Below are 20,036 nucleotides of genomic sequence, written 5' to 3'. Positions count from 1 at the left end.
GTGCTCCTCTGCCGTTGGCGATGCGTACACCCCTATGAGGCAGCGGCCCCCTCACCATGTGACACGGACGGATGTGACCTGCGTCTCCCGCCGCCCGCTAGGCGCGCCGCAGCCGGAGCGTCACCAGCTCGAACGGGCGCAGCCGCAGCGCGATCCGCCCGTCCCGGACCTCCGGTGCCGCCGCGTCGGCGAGCGGGCGTTCCAGCAGGTCCGTCACCGCGACGCCGGCGACGTCGAACCCGGCGGTGAGCGTGGCGCGTGCCCGGCCGCCGAACGCCTCGTGGAACCGGACGACCACGTCACCGCTGCCGTCGTCGGCCAGCTTGACGGCGGTGACGACCACCGCGTCCTGGTCCGACGTCACGAGCGGCGCCACGTCGGCGGCCCCGGTGAAGCGGCGTTCCGGCAGATTGATCCGCCAGCCCTCGCGCACCGCGTCCCCGATGCCCGCGCCGGGCACCAGCGCGTGCCGGAACCGGTGGACGCCCTGGTCGGTCTCCGGGTCGGGGAAGCGCGGGGCGCGCAGCAGCGAGGCACGGACGGTGGTGGTCGTCCCGCCGTCGGTGTGGACGGTGCGTGTCACGTCGTGGCCGTACGTCGAGTCGTTGACGATCGCGACGCCGAAGCCGGGTTCCTCCAGGTGGACGAAGCGGTGGTTGCACGCCTCGAACTTGGCTGCCTCCCAGGACGTGTTGGTGTGGGTCGGCCGGTAGAAGTGCCCGAACTGCGTTTCGGACGCGTACCGTTCGGCGTGCACGTCGAGCGGGAAGGCCAGCTTGAGGAACTTCTCGGTCTCGTGCCAGTCGACCTCCGTGTCCACGACCAGCAGCCGCTCCCCCGGCGGGAGGGACAGCACCTGGGTGACGCGGGAGGCGCCGAAGGTCCGGACGACCCGCACGCCGTCGCCGTCCGGGGCGACCTCGTCCGCGGCGGTCAGGTCGGTGACCGTGTTGCGGTAGAACTCGTCGACGTCCCAGGCGTCCCACATGTTCGGGAAGTCGGGGTGCAGTTGGAGGAGGTTCGCGGCGCGGCCCGGGGCGACGGTCTCGCGGTCGGCCTCGATGTCGTAGGCCGACGGCACGAGCCCCCGGGCGTCGATCTCGACGCGCAGGACGCCGTTGTCCAGGACGTACCCGCCGCCGGGGCGGTCGGAGAGGACTGTGCGGTGCCGCTCGGCCGGGGTGCGCGCACCGCCCGCCGGGACGCCGGCGCGGGTGTGCGGGGCGGCGTTGAAGACGAGCGGGGTGTCGCCCTGGCCGGCCAGGGAGCGCTGGGCCGACTCGATGATCCGGTCCAGTTCCTCGGCGACCCGCTCGTACGTCCGCCGGGCCTCCCGGTGCACCCAGGCGATGGACGAGCCGGGCAGGATGTCGTGGAACTGGTGCAGCAGGACCGTCTTCCAGATGCGGTCCAGGTCCTCGTACGGGTAGGGGAAGCCGGTGCGTACGGCCGCCGTGGCCGCCCAGAGCTCGGCCTCCCGGAGCAGGTGCTCGCTGCGGCGGTTGCCCTGCTTGGTCCTGGCCTGGCTGGTGAGGGTGGCGCGGTGCAGTTCGAGGTACAACTCACCTACCCACACCGGCGGTTCGGGATACTCGGCCACGGCCTTCTCGAAGAAGGCCTGCGGGGTCTCCCAGGTCACCGTCGCCGAGCCTTCGAGGTCGCGCAGTCGGGCCGCCTTGGCGACCATCTCGCGGGTCGTGCCCCCGCCTCCGTCACCCCAGCCGGTGGGGGCGAGGGAGTGGCGGGCGACGCCCTTGTCCTTGAAGTTGCGGACCGCGTGCGCGATCTCGCTGCCCTTCATGGAGCAGTTGTAGGTGTCGACGGGCGGGAAGTGGGTGAAGATCCGTGTGCCGTCGATGCCCTCCCACCGGAAGGTGTGGTGCGGGAACGTGTTCGTCCGTGACCAGCTGATCTTCTGGGTGAGCAGGTACTTGGAGCCCGCCGCCTTGATGATCTGCGGCAGTCCGGCGGCGAAGCCGAAGGTGTCGGGCAGCCAGGCCTCGTCGTTCTCGATGCCGAACTCGTCGAGGAAGAACCGCTTGCCGTGCACGAACTGGCGGGCCATCGCCTCCGAGCCGGGCATGTTGGTGTCGGACTCCACCCACATGCCGCCGGCCGGCACGAACCGCCCGTCGGCCACGGCCTTCTTCACCCGGGCCCACACTTCGGGCCGGTGGTCGCGCACCCACGCCCACTGCTGTGCCTGGGACATGGCGAAGACGAAGTCGGGCTCGTCGTCGAGGAGCGCGGTCATGTTGGAGGTCGTCCGGGCCACCTTGCGCACGGTCTCGCGCAGCGGCCAGAGCCACGCCGAGTCGATGTGCGCGTGCCCGACGGCGCTGATCCGGTGGGCGGAGGGCGCGGCGGGGGTGGCGAGGACCTCGGTGAGGCGCGAACGGGCCCGGTCCGCCGTGCCGTTGACGTCCTGGAGGTCCAGCGCGTCGAGCGCCTTGTCGACCGCCCGGAGGATGTCCCAGCGGCGCGCGGACTCCACGGGCAGCTCGGCCATCAGTTCGCCGAGCACCTCCAGGTCGATCACGAGCTGCCACACGGTTTCGTCGAACACGGCGAGATCCATGCGGGCGAGGGTGTACTGCGGTTCGCTGCCCGCGGTCTCCTTGTCGCCGAGCCGCGTGGGAAGGAAGGGGTGGTAGTCGAGGATGACGGGGTTGGAGGCGGCCTCAATGTGCAGCCGCACCCGCTCCCCGCCCTCGACGGGGGCGCCGACGCGGACCCACTGGTTGCGCGGGTTGAGGCCCTTCACCGGGGTGCCGTCGGGCCGGTAGACCAGGCCTTCGCACTGGAAGCCGGGCATGTTCTCGTCGAAGCCGAGGTCGAGGATCGCCTCGACGGTCCGCCCGGCCCAGGCCTCGGGGACGGTGCCGGTGACGCGGAACCAGCTGGTGCCCCAGGGAGCACCCCACCGGGCGCCCACCTCGATCGGCTCGGGCTCGGCGGCGAGTCCCTCGGCGACCGGCACCGGCTCGTCGGGCGCGTGCCACACCGCGACGTCCAGCGGCACGGACTCGGGGTACACGGCGGGGCGGACACGCTCGTCGAGGACGCGCTTGAGGCGGGCTTCGACCAGGCTGCGGTCGTCATGCATGCGGAGTGCTCCCTAGAGGGGGGTGGTTACCAGGGGTGGGTCAGGGTGACGGGGGCCGACGAGGTGTAGAGCTCCCCCACGGCACGCAGTCCGAACCGTGCGGCCCGCTCCCCCTAGCCCACCCCGAGGCAGGCGGGGCTGCACGGACATGCCCTAGCCCACCCCGAGGCAGGCAGGGCCGCACGGGCACGCCCAGGCGGGGCCGTACAGACACAGCCCGCGCCGGCTTCCGTCCCGTACCCCGGCGGGGTCACACTTGACCCCATGCGGCTTCGGGGCACCGCCTGCGCGGCCGCCGGACTGCTGCTGGCCATCGCGACGGGCTGCACCGGCGGTGCGGAGGATGCCGCGCCCGCGACGTCCCCGACGCCTGCCGGCGCCACCGCTGAGAGGGCCGCCGGAGAGAGCCCCCGCACCGTGCCCTCCCCCTCCCCCACCCCGGCCGACCCCGTCTCCCTCCAGGCCCTGATGCAGCGCGAGCACACGGGCTCCGGTCTGCGCCTCGGCGAGGTGCTCGACCGCACCTCCGCCTACACCCGGTACGCCGTCACCTACGAGGCGAACGGCCTGACGATCTCGGGGATCATGAACATCCCGGAGGGCGAGGGGCCCTTCCCCGCGCTGGTGCTGGCGCACGGCTACATCGACCCGGACGTCTACTTCAGCGGCCAGGGCATGCCGCGTGAGCAGGACCGGCTGGCCCGCAGCGGCTATGTCGTCCTGCACACCGACTACCGCAACCACGCCCGCTCCGACCAGGACCCGGACAACGACGTGAACCTGCGCCTCGGCTACACCGAGGACGTCATCGGTGCCGCCCTGGCCCTGCGCGACTCCGGGCGCCCCGAGATCGACGGCGACCGCATCGGGCTGTTCGGGCGGTCGATGGGCGGCGGGGTCGTCTACAACACGCTGGTCGTGGCGCCCGGTCTGTTCGACGCGGCGGTGGCATACGCCCCGGTCAGCGCACGCCCGGAGGAGAACATCGACCACTTCCAGCGCCCCGACGGCGACCCCCTCGTCGCCGAGATCGAGGAGAAGCACGGAACGCCCGAGGAGAACCCGGCGTTCTGGCGCGGCGTCTCCCCGCTCACCCACGCCGGCCGTGTGTCCGAACCTCTGCTGATCCAGCACGGCACCGCGGACGACACCTGCCCCCTCGTCTGGTCACGCGAGGCGGCCACGGTGTTCCAGAAGGCCGGCAAGGACGTCGAACTCCGTACCGTCGCCGGCGAAGGGCACACCTTCGGGCCGAAGTGGGCGGCCTCGATGGACGTCACCGAAGCCTTCCTCGCACGCCACCTGCGCTGACAACCCGCCGTACGACCCGCATGAAAGCGGTCGGCGGCCTCGACGGGCGGCCCCGGACCGGTGCACAGTTCTCTCTACGTACTCGCCAGTAAGTCCGCCCTCTCCCCTTCGAGGAGCCGCTGTGACCACCTGGGCCGGCCGCACCGCCGCCGAGATATCCGCCGCCGTACGCGAGAAGCGGGTCACGCCCCGCGAGGTGGTCGCCGAGCACCTCGCCCGGATCGAGCGGCTCGACGGCCGGGTCGGGGCCTTCCGCACCGTGCGCGCCGAGGCGGCCCTGGCCGAGGCCGACGAGGTGGCGACGCGCGGCGACTTCGCCGAACTGCCCCTGGCCGGGGTGCCGGTGGCCGTCAAGGACAACCTCGCCGTGCGTGGCGAGTCCCGGCGGATCGGCTCGGCCGCCACGCCGGACACACCGGCCCCGCGGGACCATGTGACGGTGGCCCGGCTGCGGGCCGCGGGCGCGGTGGTCGTGGGGCTGACGAACGTCCCCGAGCTGTGCGTCTTCGGCACGACGGACGGCGTGCTGGGCATCGCCCGCAACCCCTGGGACCCCACGCGTTCGGCGGGCGGTTCGTCGGGCGGCAGCGCGGCCGCCGTCGCCGCCGGAATGGTGCCGATCGCCCTCGGCAACGACGGCATGGGCTCCCTGCGCATACCGGCCGCCAACTGTGGCCTGGTCACCATCAAGCCGGGGCAGGGGGTGGTCCCGACCGGCGACGGGGACAGCACCTGGTTCGGCATGTCGGAGAACGGGCCGCTCGCCACGACCGTCGAGGACGCCCGCCTGATGTTCTCGGTCCTCGCGGGCACCGAGCCCGCTCCCGTGTCCGAGCCCGGCGTCCTCAGGGTCGCCGTGTCGCTGCGCAGCCCCCTGGCGGGCGTCACCATCAGCCGCCCGTACGCGGCGGCCGCCCGGGACGCGGCCGGACTGCTGATGCGGGCGGGGCACCAGGTCCGGCGCGCCGACCCGCCCTACCCGCTGTCGCTCGCCACCACCTCCCTGGCCCACTGGACGGCGGGCACCGCCGCGGACGCCCAGCCCCTGGACCCCCGGCTGCTGACCCGGCGCACCCGCGTCCACGCCCGGCTCGGCCGGCCCTTCCTGCGCACGGCGAGCTCCGGCGCGAGCCGGGAGCAGCTGCGCCGGAGGCTGGAGCCGTTCTTCACCGAGCACGACGTGCTGCTCACGCCCGCGCTCGCCCGCCGCTCCCCGAAGGCCGGCCCCTGGCACGAGCGCGGCTGGCTGAGCAATGTGCTGGCGAACACGAACTACTCGCCCCTGACGCCCGCGTGGAACCTCACCGGCTGGCCCGCCATGTCCGTCCCGTGCGGGACCCTCCCCTCCGGCGCGCCCTGCGCCGTGCAGCTGGTGGGCCGGCCCGGCACCGAGTCCCGACTGCTGGATCTGGCCCGGCAGTTGGAGGAGCGAAACCCGTGGCAGCGGACGGCGCCGATGGACTAGGGTCGGCCGGGTGACTGCCGGGTCGGCCGTAGGCCATGCACGAGTGAGGCGCCCGGCCTCGGAGTGAGCGCGGCGGGGGTGACCCCGCCCGGGCCCGCCCGAGAGCCGGAGAGGGCACGCGCCCCGCCTCCGTTCTCCGTGTCCCCATCCCCGCGCCCCTCAGCGGCGCTTCACCACGGATCTCGCGCCGCTCAGCGGCGCTTCACCACGGATCCCGAGACCCGGAGACGAACCCACGCATGTCCGACACCCGGCACGCCACCGACCTTCCGACGACCATCGCCCATCTCAACCACACCGCCGTCTACGCCTCCGACCGCCAATTGTCGGCGGAGTTCCTGGCGGCGGTCCTGGGGCTGGAGGTCGGCGCCCCCTTCGGCCCGTTCCTCCCCGTCGACCTGGGCAACGACGTGACTCTCGACTACTACGAGATGACCGCCGAGCCGATCCAGTCGCAGCACTACGCGTTCCTCGTGCCCGACGAGCGGTTCGACGGCATGATCGACCGCCTGGAGGCGCTCGGCGTCACCTACTACGCCGACCCGGACCACACCCGGCCCGGCCGGGTCAACGACCTCTTCGGGGGTCGCGGCGCCTACTTCGACGACCCGGACGGCCACAACATGGAGATCATGACCCGGCCGTACGCCCGGCCCTGAGAGCCTCGACCGCCCCAGCCCCTACAGCGCCCGGTACATGATGTGCAGCCCCACCGGGCCGTGCCGGGGATGGTCGAAGGCGTCGGGGACGGTGCCGAGGACCGTGAAGCCGAGGGACGTCCACAACGTCACGGCGGGGTTGGTCTCGACGACGGCGTTGAAGACCATGCCCCGGTAGCCGGCGGCCCGGGCCTCGGTCAGGAGGTGTTCGGCGAGGGCCCGGCCGTAGCCGCGGCCGCCCTGGCCGGGGTCGACCATGAAGCCGGCGTTGGCGATGCGGGCGGCGGGGCCACCGTAGTTGGGGGTGAGGTAGGCGGAGGCGACGACGGCGCCGCTGTCGTCCTCGACGACGTAGACGCGCTTCGCCGGGTTCATCCACAGGACCCGGGCCTCCTCCTCGGAGGTACCCGGGTCCCATGCGTAGGTCTCGCCCGCGGCGACGATGCGGTGCCAGAACGGCCAGATGCGAGGCCAGTCGTCAGCCGTTGCTTCCCTGATCAGCATGGTCGCGAGTCTGGCACGGCCATGCGCTCGGAGGTCGCGGAGGGGTCCGCCCCGGGTCAGTCGACGCTGGGCAGGATGTGGGGCTCTGCGAGGTCGTCCTCGTAGCCCGCGAGGCGGATCGGGGCCGAACGGGCCCACACGTCGAGGCTGCCGAGCTCGTCGGCCCGTCGGCCGGCGCGCTCGCCGCGTTCCTTGGGGCGTTGATCGCGATTCGTCTTCTCCGGTGTCACCGCGCACTCCTTATGTGTCGGTCACCCTCGGGACGTACGCGCCGGTCCTGCTGCGCCTGACGCCCGCTCGGGCCTCTATGTCAAATGCAGTTCGGACGCGGTGGCGCCGGTCGACTCACGGGAGAGCAGGCCGTGGTGAACCGGCTGGTCCCATGACGGACCGTGGGTGTGGGTAGGACCCCGTACTGCTGTCCGTCCGCATCAGACTAACCAGATGAGCGGAGCCCCGCTCGATGGGGCTGAAAACAGCCGGTAACAATCACGCGTCATCTGGCGTTCAACTCGGGTTTGCGTACGGGTTTGTAGGCATAAGCCCGTTTTGCAAATCACTCGAACGGCGTACATCGGGCGCAGCGCTTTCCAGACGGTTGCGCGGACCGGGATGTCCCGGGTGCCGCCGCACGGGTTCAGCAGATCCGGCAGCTCCTCGACGCTGCGCAGCTCCCTGCGTCAGTCCGTCGGCGGCCCGCAACTCCCGCCTCCGAGCGGTGGACCGAAGGGCAGCCACCAGCCGTCTCCGGGCATGACCGGCTCAGGGCGCGGGGAGCTCGCCCCGCGCCCCGCCTACCACTTGCCCGGGGCGTAGTCCTTCAGAAAGACCCCGTACAGGTCCTCGCCCGCCTCGCCCCGCACGATCGGGTCGTAGACCCGGGCCGCACCGTCGACCAGGTCGAGCGGGGCGTGGAACCCGGCCTCGGCGAGCCGCAGCTTGTCGTAGTGCGGCCGCTCGTCCGTGATCCAGCCGGTGTCCACCGAGGTCATCAGGATGCCGTCGCTCTGGAACATCTCCTGCGCGCTGGTCCGCGTCACCATGTTCATCGCGGCCTTGGCGGCGTTGGTGTTCGGGTGTCCCGCGCCCTTGTACCCGCGCCCGAAGACACCCTCCATCGCGGACACGTTCACGACATACGCGCGGCCGCTCTCCGCCTTCTTCGCGGCCTCGGCCATGGCCGGCCGCAACTTGCTGATCAGGATGAACGGCGCCGTGTAGTTGCACAGCTGCGTCTCCAGCAGCTCCACCGGCGAGATCTGCTCGATCGTCTGCACCCAGGTGTTGGAGTCGACCACGTCGGGCACGAGGCCGCCGGCGTCGATCGCGGTGCCGTCCAGGTGCCGTTCGACGCTGGCGTTGCCCGCGACGAGGGCGAGGTCGGCGACCTTCTGGGCGTCGAGGCCGCTGGCGCCCAGCGGCAGCGCCGCGATGCCGTCGACCGCGCCGGAGTTGAAGGCGCCGATGACGTGGTGGGCGGGCAGCTCACCGGCGGGCAGCGGAGCGCTCTCGCCCTCGACCAGTGCGGCGTAGGCGGAGGGCAGGCGCCGCACGGTCTGGGTCGCGTTGTTGACGAGGATGTCGAGCGGTCCCGCCTCGGCGACCTGGTCGGCCAGGGCCACGGCCTGGGCGGGGTCGCGCAGGTCGATGCCGACGACCTCCAGGCGGTGCATCCAGTCCGCGGAGTCGTCCATGGCCTTGAAGCGGCGGATGGCGTCCTTGGGGAAGCGGGTGGTGACCGTGGTGTGCGCGCCGTCGCGGAGCAGCCGGAGCGCGATGTACATGCCGATCTTGGCCCGGCCGCCGGTGAGCAGGGCGCGCTTGCCGGTGAGGTCGGCGCGGACGTCGCGCTTCTCGCGGTTCACGCGGGCGCAGTCCGGACAGAGCTGGTGGTAGAAGTAGTCGACTTCCACGTACCGGGACTTGCAGGTGTAGCAGGAGCGCGGGCGCTGGAGTATCCCCGCGATCCTGCCCTCCTCGGTGGCCGAGGACGGCAGCAGGCCCTCGGTCTCGTCGTCGATGCGCTGGGCGGAGCCGGTGGCCGTGGCCTCCGTGACCGCCTTGTCGTGGGCGGTCTTGGCGGCCCGGCGCTCCTGGCGGCGGCGCTGCTTGACCGTGCGGTAGACGCCCGCGGTGGCCCGGCGCACGGCGATGGCGTCCGGGTGGTCGACCTCCAGCTTGTCGAGCTCCTCGAGCACACCGAGGCAGACGGCCAGGCGCTCCGGGTCGATGCCGGGTCCGTACGAGAGCCCGCCGGTCCCGTCCATGGCCTGCGGGCCGTCCTCTGTCACCGTCATCGCCGCTGTCGTTCCCTGCTCTGCCGTCGCGGCGCGCCGGTCGCGCCCGCATTCGAAGGGCGAATTCTACGGAGCGTCGGGCCGCACCGCCAAAGTCGCCTTGATCACGACCGGCAGGCCTTGATCAGCGTCGCCACCTCCTGGGAGACGGCCGCGGCGAACAGGTCGAGGTCGGGGACGGCCTCGCCGTCGGCGACGAGGCCGTAGTGGACGCTCCCCCGGTACGTCGAGACCGCGACGGCCAGGGAGTGGCCGGGGGCCAGCGGGGCGAAGGGGAAGACGGCGGTGAGCGGGTGTCCGCCGAGCTTCAGGCCCAGGCTGGGCAACGGCACGCTGGTCACCAGGACGTCGAACCAGAGCCGGGCCGCCTGGCCGACCAGCGGGCCGCCGAGCCGGTGGGCGAAGGCGGGGACGTGGTCGGCGAGCAGGGCGACGGCGCCCGCGCCCCGGTTGGGGCCTGCGTCCTTGTTGCGGTCCATCGCGTCCCGCACCGAGGCCAGTCGGGCCAGCGGGTCCGGATCGTCCACCGGGAGCCGCATCAAGTACCCGGAGAGCCGGTTGCCCTGCGGGTACGCGGTGCGCGGGCGGCGCTTGGAGACGGGGATCAGGGCCCGGGGCGCGACGCCCTCGCTGCCGTCGCCGCGCTCGTCGAGCCAGCGGCGCAGGGCGCCCGCGACGACCGCGATGAGGACGTCGTTGACGGTGCCGCCGACGGTCTTGCGGACGCGGTGCACGTCGTCGAGGTCGAGCACCACTCCGGCGGTACGGCGGGTGCCGCTCGGCTCGCAGGTGAGCGCGGGGGTGGAGCGCACGTCGAGGGAGGAGCGGGCGACGGAGGCGCCGATGTCCAGGGCGCGGCCCATGTCGGACAGGGCGCCGCGCATCAGCCCGGGCAGGTCCCGCACGTCCGGCACCAGACCGCGGGGGGCCGCGGCGGGGCGGGGCCGGGGTGCGGGCATGTCCATGGGGTCCATGACGCCCGCGGCGAGGGTCAGCGCCCGCAGCCCGTCGGCCAGGGCGTGGTGGAACTTGAACAGGACGGCGAAGCAGACGCCGTCCTCGCCGGGCAGGACGTGGGCCTCCCAGGGCGGCCGGTCGCGCTCCAGGGGGCGTTCCATGAGGCGTCCCGCGACCGTGTGGAAGTCGGCGGTCGGGGCGTGCAGCCGCACATGGTTCAGGGGGTCGAAGTCCGGGTCCGCCTCGCGGGCGGCACCACCGAAGGCGAGCGGGCGGCGCAGGGCGGAGGGCAGCGGCTGCCACACGTCGCGGATACGCATCCGCAGTCCCGGCACACCGGCGGCCCGGGAGGCGAGCAGGTCCGCCGCGTGGGCGCCCGCGGCGGGCGAGTGGGCCGAGAAGATCCCGAGCGCGCCGAGGTGCATCGGGTGTTCGGCGGACTCGATGTTCCAGAACGCCAGGTCGAGAGGAGCGAGCAGATCAGCAGTCAAGGCCTTGCCTCGCGTCGACGACGGGTGGGTCAGCAGTCAACCGCTCCCAGCCGATTACGGTCAAGTACGAACAGGCTACGTACAGTTAACACCAGATTAAGTCCCGCCCCGGCGAAAGGGGCGGGACTTATGGTGCATGTGCCGTCAGTTCAGCACAGGTTACGCCGCCGGGCACCCCGTGGGAGTCACCCGGGAGGCGTCACGGATCAACGTCTCGTGCGCCGCCCTCAGCTTCGCCGTGTCGGGTTTCAGCACCGCGCGGTCATAGGTGAGGAAGCCGTTGAGCTCACCCTCGACGTCCGTGATCTGGGTGTACACGGCCCCGTTGCTCCCCTTGCAGACCAGCGCCCGGACCTCGTCCAGTTTCGTCAGATAGTCCTCGGTGTAGGTGGCGGGGTCGACGTCGACGTAGGACTGCTGCACCGACCAGGCGTGGCCGGGCACCGCGAGGCCCAGGCCCCCGTACTCGCCGCTGACCAGGGCGCGCTCGCCGTCCGGCCGGGGCGGCAGGGCGGGGCTGGGGTAGCCGTGCTCGTCCATGACGTCGCCGGTGCCGCCGTCGGCACCGAGGTTCAGCCCGGACTGGTTGTTGACCAGCCGGGTCGGGTCCCAGGCCTTGGCCTGCTCGGCCACCCGGCCCACGTCGTACTGGCCCCAGCCCTCGTTGAAGGTCACCCACATGACGACCGACGGACTGCTGACGTGCTCGTCGATCATCTCCTTCATCTCACGCTCGTAGCGCGCCCGGGAGGCGGCACTCGGGTTCACCCCGGCCGTCATCGCGGGCATGTCCTGCCACACCAGCAGCCCGAGCCGGTCGGCCCAGTAGAACCAGCGGTCCGGCTCGACCTTGATGTGCTTGCGGACGGAGTTGAAGCCGAGTTCCTTGTGCGCCTTCAGGTCGTACGCGAGCGCCTCGTCGGTGGGTGCGGTGTGCAGGCCGTCCGGCCAGAAGCCCTGGTCGAGGGTGGCCATCATGAACACCGGCTTGCCGTTGAGGACCGTGCGCGGCACGCCGTTCACCTTCTCGACGGCGATCGAGCGCATCCCGAAGTAGCTGCCGACCCGGTCGGTGCCGGCCCTCACCTCCAGGCGGTAGAGGAAGGGGTCGTCGGGTGACCACAGGTGCGGGTCGTGGACGGTCAGGGTCAGCGGCCGGCCGGTGCGGCCGCTCGCCGTGGCCACCTTGCGCCGGCCGTCGTACGCCGTCGCCGTGATCGGTACGCCGTCCCGGACGCCCCGGGCCTCCACGGTCAGCTTCTCGCCGGCCACGTCCGGAGTGAGCTTGAGGGAGTCCACGTGGTCGCGGGCCACCGGCTCCATCCAGACCGTCTGCCAGATGCCGGAGGACGGGGTGTACCAGATGCCGCTGGGGTCCAGGCGCTGCTTGCCGAGCGGCGGGTTCTCGCCGGACGCCGCGTCGGTCGGGTCGTACACGCCGACGATCAGTTCCTGGGTGCGGCCGGGCTTCAGCGCGTCGGTGATGTCGGCGCTGAACTTGTCGTAGCCGCCCTCGTGCACGGCGACCTTCGTGCCGTTGACGTAGACCTCGGCGCGCCAGTCGACGGCGCCGAAGTTGAGCTTGAGCCGCTTGCCGGAGCCGATGTCCCAGCCGCCGGGGACCGTGAAGGTGCGGCGGTACCACATGCGGTCCTCGTGCCGCTCGATGCCGGAGAGCTGCGACTCCACCGGGTACGGGACGAGGATGCGCTCCTTCAGCGTCTTGCCGACGGGCGGCTGGTCGCCCTCCTCGGCGGCGGCGAACTGCCAGCGGCCGTTGAGCCCCTGCCAGGCGCCCCGGGTCAGCTGCGGGCGCGGGTACTCGGGGTGGGCGTTGCCCGGGCCCACCTCGTCGGCCCAGCGGGTGCGCAGCTGGTGGGTCGAGTGGTTCGGACCGCTGGTCCAGAAGGCGTTGACAACGTTGCCTTCGGTGTCGGAGAGGCCGCCTTCGCCGTCGTAGCGGAGGTCGGCCGTGCCGCGGGCCGTGCCGGTCTTGTTGCCGACGACCGGCTCGTCGAGCGCGACGAGGAGGGCGGTCGGGTCGGACGGGTCGAGCCGGGCCGCGCCCAGGGGCCAGGTGGCGCCGCCGATCACGGCGTCGAGGTGGTCGGTGAAGCCCGCCGGGGGTGCGGCGAGAGGCTGGGCGAAGTCGAGCTTCAGAGTGCGGCCGCCGGCCTGGACGGTGGCCGCGAGGGCTCCGTCGTAGTCGAAGCCGTCCGGGAGGCGGAACGCCGACTGCGGGACGGGCTCCTTGGCGGCCCCCGGCCGGGTCCAGCGCAGGTGGAGGTTGGAGCCGCCGTAGTGCTCGAAGTACTCGACCTTGATGTCGTGGGCCCGGCCGGCGGTCAGGTCGACGGGCTGGGACGTCTGCTCGCGGTCCCAGTCGTCGACCCAGTGGTCGATGACGAGCCGTCCGTCGATCCAGAGGCGGAAGCCGTTGTCGCCGGTGATCGAGAAGGTGTGAGAGCCGGTCGCCTCCGGGACGATCTTGCCGGTCCAGCGGACGCTGACGTCGTCGGAGCGTCCGGTGGTGAAGTTCAGGCGCGGCTCCAGGTTGTCGAAGTCGAGGTCCTGGTCGAACGTGGTCGCCTTGAGGGTGTGGAAGTCGAAGGCGCCGGGGGCGGAATGGGTGTAGTACTCGCCCTTGAGGCCGTGGATCTCGGCGGGGTCGTCCGCCGGGGCGGGTGCCGCGGCCAGGGCGGTGACGGCGAGGAGCGCGGAGAGCAGTAACGCGAGGCGGTTTCTGGGGCGTCGGGGACGCACGGAACCTCCATGCCAACGTTGTCATGTACAGGAGGTTGCATGGCACCATGGATTCCGCTCTTCGTCCAGAGCCAGGACAAAGTCCCGGGGCCGGTCCCGCGTCAGGTGACCAACTGCCCCTTCCCGAGGGCGATGACCCCGGCCTTGGACACCGTGTACAGCTCCGCGTCCCGCTCCGGGTTGACGCCGATGGTCGCGCCCGGCGGCACCTCGACGTTCTTGTCGAGAACGGCGCCGCGCACCACCGCGCCCCGGCCGATGTGCACGTTGTCGTGCAGCACCGAACCCTGCACCACCGCCCCCGGGTCGACCACCACACCCGGCGACAGCACGGACCGCGTGACCTGTCCGCGCACCAGGCAGCCGGCGCTGATGATCGACTCGCTGGCGATGCCGCCGGCGTTGAAGCGCGCCGGCGAGAGCTGGTACGAGTGCGTGTAGATGGGCCAGCTGCGGTTGTACAGGTTGAAGGCGGGCCGCTCGGCGATCAGGTCCATATGGGCCTCGTAGTAGGCGTCCAGCGTGCCGACGTCCCGCCAGTAGCCCTGGTCGCGGGAGGTCTCGCCGGGCACGTGGTTGGTGCTGAAGTCGTACAGCGCGGCATCGCCCCGGTCGGTGAGCTGGGGCAGGATCGAGCCGCCCATGTCGTGCACGGAGGACTCCTCCTCGGCGTCCCGCCGGAGCGCCTCGATGAGGGCCTTGGTGGTGAAGATGTAGTTGCCCATGGAGGCGAAGACGCGGTTGGGGTCGTCCGCCAGCCCGGGCGGGGCGGACGGTTTCTCCAGGAAGCGCTCCACCGTCTGGCCGTCCGAGCCCGGGGTGATCACGCCGAAGGACGAGGACTCGGTGCGCGGCACCCGGATCCCGGCGACCGTCACGCCCGCGCCGCTCTCGATGTGCTGGTCGAGCATCTGGCGCGGGTCCATGCGGTAGACGTGGTCGGCGCCGAACACGACGACGTACTCGGGGCGCTCGTCGTAGATCAGGTTGAGCGACTGCAGGATCGCGTCGGCGCTGCCCAGATACCAGCGCGGGCCGAGTCGCTGCTGGGCGGGCACGGGCGTCACATAGTTGCCCAGCAGGTTGGACATCCGCCAGGTGGTCGTGATGTGCCGGTCCAGCGAGTGCGACTTGTACTGCGTCAGGACGCAGATGCGCAGGACTCCGCCGTTGACGAGGTTGGACAGGACGAAGTCGACCAGGCGGTACGTACCGCCGAAGGTCACCGCCGGTTTGGCACGGTCGGCGGTCAGGGGCATCAGCCGCTTGCCCTCGCCGCCCGCCAGCACGATCCCCAGGACCGAAGGACCACCACCACGCATGGCCGCTCCCCTCACGCCGATTTCCCGATGCCTGCCCCTGGGCAGGACGCACTAAGCCTGTTTGACGATCTCCTCGTAGAGCCGCGCCGTGCGGCGGGCCACCGCGTTCCAGCCGAACTCGCCGACCGCCCGCTCCCGCCCGGCCTCGCCCATCCGCCGGGCGGCCTCCGGATCAGCCAGAACCGTGTCCATGGCCCGGGCGAGATCCGCCTCGAACGCGTCGCCGGGCGGAACCAGCAGCCCGGTGGCGCCGTCGTCCACGACCTCGGGGATGCCGCCGACCGCCGAGGCCACCACCGGGGTGCCGCAGGCCATCGCCTCCAGGTTCACGATGCCGAGCGGCTCGTACACCGAGGGGCAGACGAACAGGGCGGCATGCGTCAGCAGCTGGATCACCTCCGGCCGCGGCAGCATCTTCGGTATCCAGAACACGCCGTCGCGGACCGCGCTCAGCTCCCCGAACAGCTCACGGAACTCCTGGTCGATCTCCGGCGTGTCCGGGGCCCCGGCGCACAGCACGACCTGCGCGGCCGGGTCGATGTCCCGCACCGCGCGCAGCAGGTGGGGCACGCCCTTCTGCCGGGTGATACGCCCGACGAACAGCACGTAGGGACGGGAGCGGTCGAGTCCGATCCGCTCCAGGGCGTCCGTGCCGTCGTCGGGCCGGTAGAGGGTGGTGTCGATGCCGTTGTGCACGACGTGGACCCGCTCGGGATCCAGCCCCGGGTAGCAGCCGAGGATGTCCTCGCGCATGGCCGCGGAGACGGCGACCACCGCGTCGGCGCCCTCGATCGCGGTGCGTTCGGCCCAGCCGGACAGTTCGTAGCCCCCGCCGAGCTGCTCGGCCTTCCAGGGGCGCAGCGGCTCCAGGGAGTGCGCGGTCATGACGTGCGGGATGCCGTACAGCATCTTGGCGAGGTGGCCGCCGAGGTTGGCGTACCAGGTGTGCGAGTGGACCAGCTCGCGGCCCTCCAGGGCGGCGGCCATGGCGAGGTCGACGGAGAAGGTGCGCAGCGCGTCGTTGGCGCCGTCGAGCGCGGACCAGGGGCGGTGGCGCCGCACGCCGTCGGTACGGCCCTCGCCCCAGCAGTGCACGTCCAGGTCGACGAGCGGTCTGAGCTCGCGGGCGAGGAACTCGACATGGACACCTGCACCGCCGTAGACATCCGGCGGGTACTCCCGGGTCAGCAGTCCCACTCGCACCCGCAACCCCCTGCTCTCAGCGGCCGTTCCCTTTCATGGTCACCCAGAAGGGGCGCGTGGGGAAGAGCGGGGCGGCCGTGTGAAGCAACAGTCGCCGCAGACGCCCCCGCCGGGGACCCGGTAGTACAGGCAGCAGCTGCGACGCCGGAAGGCGGTGCCGTCGAGGGTTCCGGCGCCGGTGAGCAGGGGGTGGGCGAGGAGTTCCGCGGTCAGGGAGCGGGCCCGGGCGGCGACGTCCGGACGGCCGTGCCGCCGGGCCCAGCGGTCCAGTTCCCGCGCGGCGCCGGCCAGCGCGGAGGCGGCATTGCCCCTCAGCAGGCCCGGGGCGAGGCGGTGGTGGGCGCGCAGGGCCGCCGCCAGCGGGACGAGGTGGCCGTGCAGGACGGCGTCCGCGAGGGCCGGAGCGTCCCCCGGGCAGGGCCGTACGTCCGTCAGCCACAGGTCGTCGGGGGCGCTGCCGTCGGCGTCCCAGCGCAGCAGCCGGGCGTCGAGGTCGGGGACGCCGCCGTAGAGCGCGGCGCAGCCGAGGGCGATCGACCAGAGCCGGGCCGCGAGTCCCTGGTGGGTGATGGACGCCGCGACACGCAACTCCGGGGCCCCCAGGGCGGTCGCGACCTTCCGCACCCGAAAAATCAGGGGATTTGCCGATATATCTGGTGCCACCGGTGCGTAGGCCTGTGCCAGAGTGGGAAGAGACCCGGCCGGTGCTCCTTCCGTGCGCAGCACGAAGAAGCCGGCGAGCGGGCGGAGCGCGGCGAGGTCGGGGTCGAGGTCCACGAAGAGCAGTACTACCAAGGCCCCTAAGGGATGCGATCCGGTGGCCCCCGACCGGACTCGCCCACCCTGGGGATGACGGGGGTCCCCTCGTACTCCATCGGCAGTAGGACCCAATGAGTGCTCAGGGACGACGACGGGAAGACCTGGACACGGCAGGGTGTTGTTCATGAAAGCCCACCTTTCGCCGCGCCGGGCCGAGCGCCCCCGCCTGACGCAGAGGACCAGCCGATGAGCGCCCTCGCGTTGTCCGTCCTGCTGTCCCTCGTCTCCGCGTTCGCCTACGCGGGCGGGGCGATCGTGCAGGAGCGGGTGGCGGAGTCCTCGCCGGGCGAGCAGTACGCGCCGCTGCGGCGGCCGGGCTGGTGGGCGGCTGTCGCGCTGAACGGCCTCGGTGGGCTGCTGCACGTGGTGGCGCTGGCCTACGGGCCGCTGAGTCTGGTGCAGCCGCTCGGCGCGCTGACCATCGTGGTGGCCCTGCCCATGGCGGCGCTGTTCGTCGGGCGCAAGGCCGGTGCCACGGCCTGGCGGGGCGCGATCATGGCGACGGTCGGGCTCGCCGGTCTGCTGTCCCTGGTCGCCGCGTCCGACGCGCAGTCCCTGAACGCGGCGGAGCGGGTGGCCGTCGCCGTCGTCACGGCCGGTGTGGTCGTGACGCTGATGATCGCCGCCCGGGCCGCGCACCGGCACCCGGCGGTCCGCAGCATGCTGCTGGCGACCGCCTCCGGTATCGCGTTCGGCATGTCCTCGGTGTTCACCAAAACCGTCGCGGTCGACTGGACCGGCGGTGTGTCGGCGGCGGACGTGCCGTCCCTCGCCGTGATCGGCGTCCTCGCCACGGCCGGCATGCTGCTGTCGCAGGCCTCCTACCGGGGTGCCGGCCTCGCGGCCCCGCTGGCGACGCTGACGGTCGTGAACCCGGTGGTGGCGGCCGCGGTCGGCATCACGATGTTCGGAGAAACCTTCCGCTACGGCACGACGGGCACGGCGCTCGCGCTGAGCTGCGGTGTGGTGGCGGCGGGCGGCCTGATCCTGCTGACGACGGAGCGGCTCACGCACGGGCGGCCCGAGGACGCGGAGGGCCTGCCGGCGGCTGAGTCGGTGCTCGCCTCCGAGGCCGCTGGTGCCGGTTCGGCGGAGGTGCCCGCGTGGGTGGGCGGGGCGCCCGAGGGCGTGGACGGCCGGCCCGAGCGCGTCGCTGCCGGAGCCGATGTCCTGCCCGCCGGTGGGCGCCTGCTCGTAGAGGACGTGCTCGCGGCGGGAAAGAGGGCGGGGACGGTTTCGGCTGTGCTTGTGCCGGGGCTGGGGACGCCTGCGGCTGTGCTTGTGCCGGGGCCGGGGAGCTCTGCTGCGGTGCCGGGCTCAGGGTCGTTGACCGCTGCTGCGGTGCCGGATTCGGGGCCGTTGGCCCCCGCGGCTGCGCTCGTGCCGAAGCCGTTGGCCGCTGCTGCGGTGCCGGGCTCGGGGCCGTTGGTCCCCACGGCTGCGCTCGTGCCGGGGCCGGGGGCCGCTGCTGCGGTGTCGGGCTCCGGGTCGGAGGTCGTCGGGCCGCGGGGTGGGCAGGAGATGCCGGCGGGGGTGCCGGACGCGGCGGGCGCGGTGCTCGTGCCCGGGCCGGACGCCGTTGCCGCGGCGGCAGCGGTGGTGGCTTCCGTGGCGGATGCCTCGTACGAGAGCGGGGAGCCGTCGGCGGTGGCGGCCTCCGACGACGAACGCCCGCTCCCCTACGTGCCCTACTACGGCATCCCGTACGTCCCGTTGCCCACGGTCGCCCGGCACCGCACGCGGATCAGATCCTGACGCCGCCGGCCCGTAGGTACGCCACCGGGTCGACGTCCGAACCGAAACCGGGCCCCGTCCGCACCTCGAAGTGCAGATGCGGGCCCGAGCTGTTGCCGGTGGAGCCCGAGCGGCCGATGCGCTGGCCGGCGCTCACGGACTGCCCGTCCCGCACGGAGATCGCCGACAGATGGGCGTACTGGCTGTAGCGGCCGTCGGCGTGCCGGACCACGACCTGGTAGCCGAACGAGCCGCCCCATCCCGCGCTGACGACGCTGCCCGCCGCGACCGACTTGACCGATGTCCCCGTGGGCACGGGGAAGTCGATGCCAGTGTGGTAGCCCTTCGACCAGGAGGAGCCCGCCTTGCGGTACGGCGTCCCGAGGGAGGCGCCGACGGGGGCGACCAGGCCCTGCCGGGTGGCCGTGGACCGGCCGGCGCGCTCTGTGCCCTCGTCCTGGGACCGCTCCTTCGGCCGCTCCTTGGCGCCGTCCTGGACCGGCTTCTTCACCGAGGGCTTCGCCGACGGCGCCGGCCGGTGCGCGGGCCGCGTCTTCGTGGCGCCCTCGCCGCGCAGCGCGAGGCGCTGGCCGGGCACGATGAGATCGGGGTCGGCCCCTATGGCCGAGCGGTTGGCCGCGTACAGCCCCCGCCAGCCGCCCCGGACGTCCTGGTCGTCCGCGATGCCGGAGAGGGTGTCGCCGTGGACCACGGTGTACATCTCGGCCTTGCCCGCCCGCGACTGGGGCGTGGACTGCGGCCGTACGTCCTCGATCGAGGTCTGCTTCTTCGTGTCCTTCTTCTTCGTGCGCTCGGCGGCCGGCCGGGTGTCGGGCTCGCCGCCGCCCCGGGTCAGTCCGGCCCGTACCGAGCAGACCGGCCAGGCACCGGGGCCCTGCCCGTCGAGGACCTTCTCCGCGACGGCGATCTGCTGGTCCTTGCTCGCCAGGTCCGCCCGGGCCGCGTAGGCCCGGCCGCCGTAGGCCTCCCAGGTGGACTGGGTGAACTGCAGTCCGCCGTAGAAGCCGTTGCCGGTGTTGATGCTCCAGTTGCTGGTGGACTCGCAGGCGGCGACCTTGTTCCAGGTGTCCATGTCCGCCGCCTGGGCGGCGCCGGTGCCCATGAACGGCAGTGCCATGCCCGCGCCGCCCGCCGTGACGGTGAGCGAGGCGCGGTTGATCCTGTTCGGCTGATACCGGCGGTGCCGGCCGCGTACGGCCATCGAAAGCCCCCCTAGACATGCGTCAGGAGGGGCAAAAGTAAGCGCTGCGAACCGGCCAGAACAAGACGCGTATCGGCCGCCCGGGAGCCCAAATGGCCGGTATGGGGCGCCTGTTGCGCGACGTGCGCCACGGTGGTGCACCGTGGACGTCACACGGTGCGCGGGTGCGCCGTGCGCGGGGAC

The 20,036-nt window shown here is 72.5% G+C and carries 13 protein-coding genes and 1 pseudogene; 4 read left to right on the top strand and 10 right to left on the bottom strand.

Going from position 1 to position 20,036, the window contains the following annotated elements:
- Nucleotides 1-97 precede the first annotated feature (97 nt).
- Nucleotides 98-3,106 (bottom strand): alpha-mannosidase, encoded by a 3,009-nt coding sequence (locus IGS69_RS30990; protein ID WP_190903767.1) that lies wholly within the window; start codon nt 3,104-3,106, stop codon nt 98-100.
- A 264-nt stretch (nt 3,107-3,370) separates the two neighbouring features.
- Here IGS69_RS30990 and IGS69_RS30985 point away from each other — a divergent pair, with 264 nt between their 5' ends.
- From IGS69_RS30985 to IGS69_RS30975, 3 genes are all read left to right on the top strand, one after another.
- Nucleotides 3,371-4,417 (top strand): alpha/beta hydrolase family protein, encoded by a 1,047-nt coding sequence (locus IGS69_RS30985; RefSeq protein ID WP_190903766.1) that lies wholly within the window; start codon nt 3,371-3,373, stop codon nt 4,415-4,417.
- 121 nt (nt 4,418-4,538) lie between these two features.
- Nucleotides 4,539-5,882 (top strand): amidase, encoded by a 1,344-nt coding sequence (locus IGS69_RS30980; protein WP_190903765.1) that lies wholly within the window; start codon nt 4,539-4,541, stop codon nt 5,880-5,882.
- A gap of 239 nt (nt 5,883-6,121) precedes the next feature.
- Nucleotides 6,122-6,541, top strand: coding sequence for a VOC family protein (locus tag IGS69_RS30975; RefSeq protein WP_190903764.1), 420 nt, complete (start codon nt 6,122-6,124; stop codon nt 6,539-6,541).
- 21 nt (nt 6,542-6,562) lie between these two features.
- Here the strand turns inward: IGS69_RS30975 and IGS69_RS30970 are convergent, their stop codons facing one another.
- From IGS69_RS30970 to IGS69_RS30935, 8 genes are all read right to left on the bottom strand, one after another.
- Nucleotides 6,563-7,045, bottom strand: a complete 483-nt coding sequence (locus tag IGS69_RS30970) for a GNAT family N-acetyltransferase (protein WP_190903763.1) — start codon at nt 7,043-7,045, stop codon at nt 6,563-6,565.
- Nucleotides 7,046-7,101: 56 nt separating this feature from the next.
- Complete coding sequence (locus IGS69_RS30965; protein ID WP_167526749.1) at nt 7,102-7,275, bottom strand: hypothetical protein; 174 nt, start codon at nt 7,273-7,275, stop codon at nt 7,102-7,104.
- A gap of 564 nt (nt 7,276-7,839) precedes the next feature.
- On the bottom strand, nt 7,840-9,342 hold the full coding sequence (locus tag IGS69_RS30960; protein ID WP_190903762.1) for an SDR family NAD(P)-dependent oxidoreductase: 1,503 nt from the start codon (nt 9,340-9,342) through the stop codon (nt 7,840-7,842).
- A gap of 104 nt (nt 9,343-9,446) precedes the next feature.
- Nucleotides 9,447-10,790 (bottom strand): wax ester/triacylglycerol synthase family O-acyltransferase, encoded by a 1,344-nt coding sequence (locus IGS69_RS30955; protein WP_190903761.1) that lies wholly within the window; start codon nt 10,788-10,790, stop codon nt 9,447-9,449.
- A 159-nt stretch (nt 10,791-10,949) separates the two neighbouring features.
- The gene (locus tag IGS69_RS30950; protein ID WP_190903760.1) at nt 10,950-13,553 is read right to left on the bottom strand and encodes a PA14 domain-containing protein; all 2,604 of its coding nucleotides are present in this window, start codon (nt 13,551-13,553) and stop codon (nt 10,950-10,952) included.
- A gap of 101 nt (nt 13,554-13,654) precedes the next feature.
- Entirely contained in the window at nt 13,655-14,875 is a 1,221-nt protein-coding gene (glgC, locus tag IGS69_RS30945; RefSeq protein WP_190903759.1) for a glucose-1-phosphate adenylyltransferase, read from the bottom strand.
- Nucleotides 14,876-14,926: 51 nt separating this feature from the next.
- Nucleotides 14,927-16,078 carry a glycogen synthase gene (gene glgA / locus IGS69_RS30940; RefSeq protein ID WP_190903758.1) on the bottom strand — a complete coding sequence of 384 codons (1,152 nt, stop codon included), beginning with the start codon at nt 16,076-16,078 and terminating at the stop codon, nt 14,927-14,929.
- Between the two features lie 39 nt (nt 16,079-16,117).
- Nucleotides 16,118-16,873, bottom strand: a complete 756-nt coding sequence (locus tag IGS69_RS30935; protein ID WP_190903757.1) for a (2Fe-2S)-binding protein — start codon at nt 16,871-16,873, stop codon at nt 16,118-16,120.
- A 210-nt stretch (nt 16,874-17,083) separates the two neighbouring features.
- Between IGS69_RS30935 and IGS69_RS35275 the strand changes: the two are divergent.
- Nucleotides 17,084-17,906, top strand: a pseudogene (locus IGS69_RS35275) (DMT family transporter); the annotation flags it as partial.
- 735 nt (nt 17,907-18,641) lie between these two features.
- On the opposite strand, the gene IGS69_RS30925 reads toward IGS69_RS35275, so the two are convergent.
- Nucleotides 18,642-19,853 (bottom strand): transglycosylase family protein, encoded by a 1,212-nt coding sequence (locus IGS69_RS30925; protein WP_190903755.1) that lies wholly within the window; start codon nt 19,851-19,853, stop codon nt 18,642-18,644.
- Between the last annotated feature and the right edge of the window lie 183 nt (nt 19,854-20,036).

This window comes from Streptomyces tuirus, from assembly GCF_014701095.1.
Taxonomy (GTDB): domain Bacteria; phylum Actinomycetota; class Actinomycetes; order Streptomycetales; family Streptomycetaceae; genus Streptomyces; species Streptomyces tuirus.
Note: the sequence above shows the minus strand (reverse complement) of the source record. Positions and strands in the feature narration are given on the sequence as shown.

Bases quoted from the DNA above. Each gene is read 5' to 3' on its own strand.
- IGS69_RS30960 (WP_190903762.1), bottom strand. From the start codon at position 9,342: ATGACGGTGACAGAGGACGGCCCGCAGGCCATGGACGGGACCGGCGGG.
- IGS69_RS30970 (WP_190903763.1), bottom strand. From the start codon at position 7,045: ATGCTGATCAGGGAAGCAACGGCTGACGACTGGCCTCGCATCTGGCCG.
- glgC (WP_190903759.1), bottom strand. From the start codon at position 14,875: ATGCGTGGTGGTGGTCCTTCGGTCCTGGGGATCGTGCTGGCGGGCGGC.
- IGS69_RS30925 (WP_190903755.1), bottom strand. From the start codon at position 19,853: ATGGCCGTACGCGGCCGGCACCGCCGGTATCAGCCGAACAGGATCAAC.
- IGS69_RS30985 (WP_190903766.1), top strand. From the start codon at position 3,371: ATGCGGCTTCGGGGCACCGCCTGCGCGGCCGCCGGACTGCTGCTGGCC.
- IGS69_RS30990 (WP_190903767.1), bottom strand. From the start codon at position 3,106: ATGCATGACGACCGCAGCCTGGTCGAAGCCCGCCTCAAGCGCGTCCTC.
- IGS69_RS30975 (WP_190903764.1), top strand. From the start codon at position 6,122: ATGTCCGACACCCGGCACGCCACCGACCTTCCGACGACCATCGCCCAT.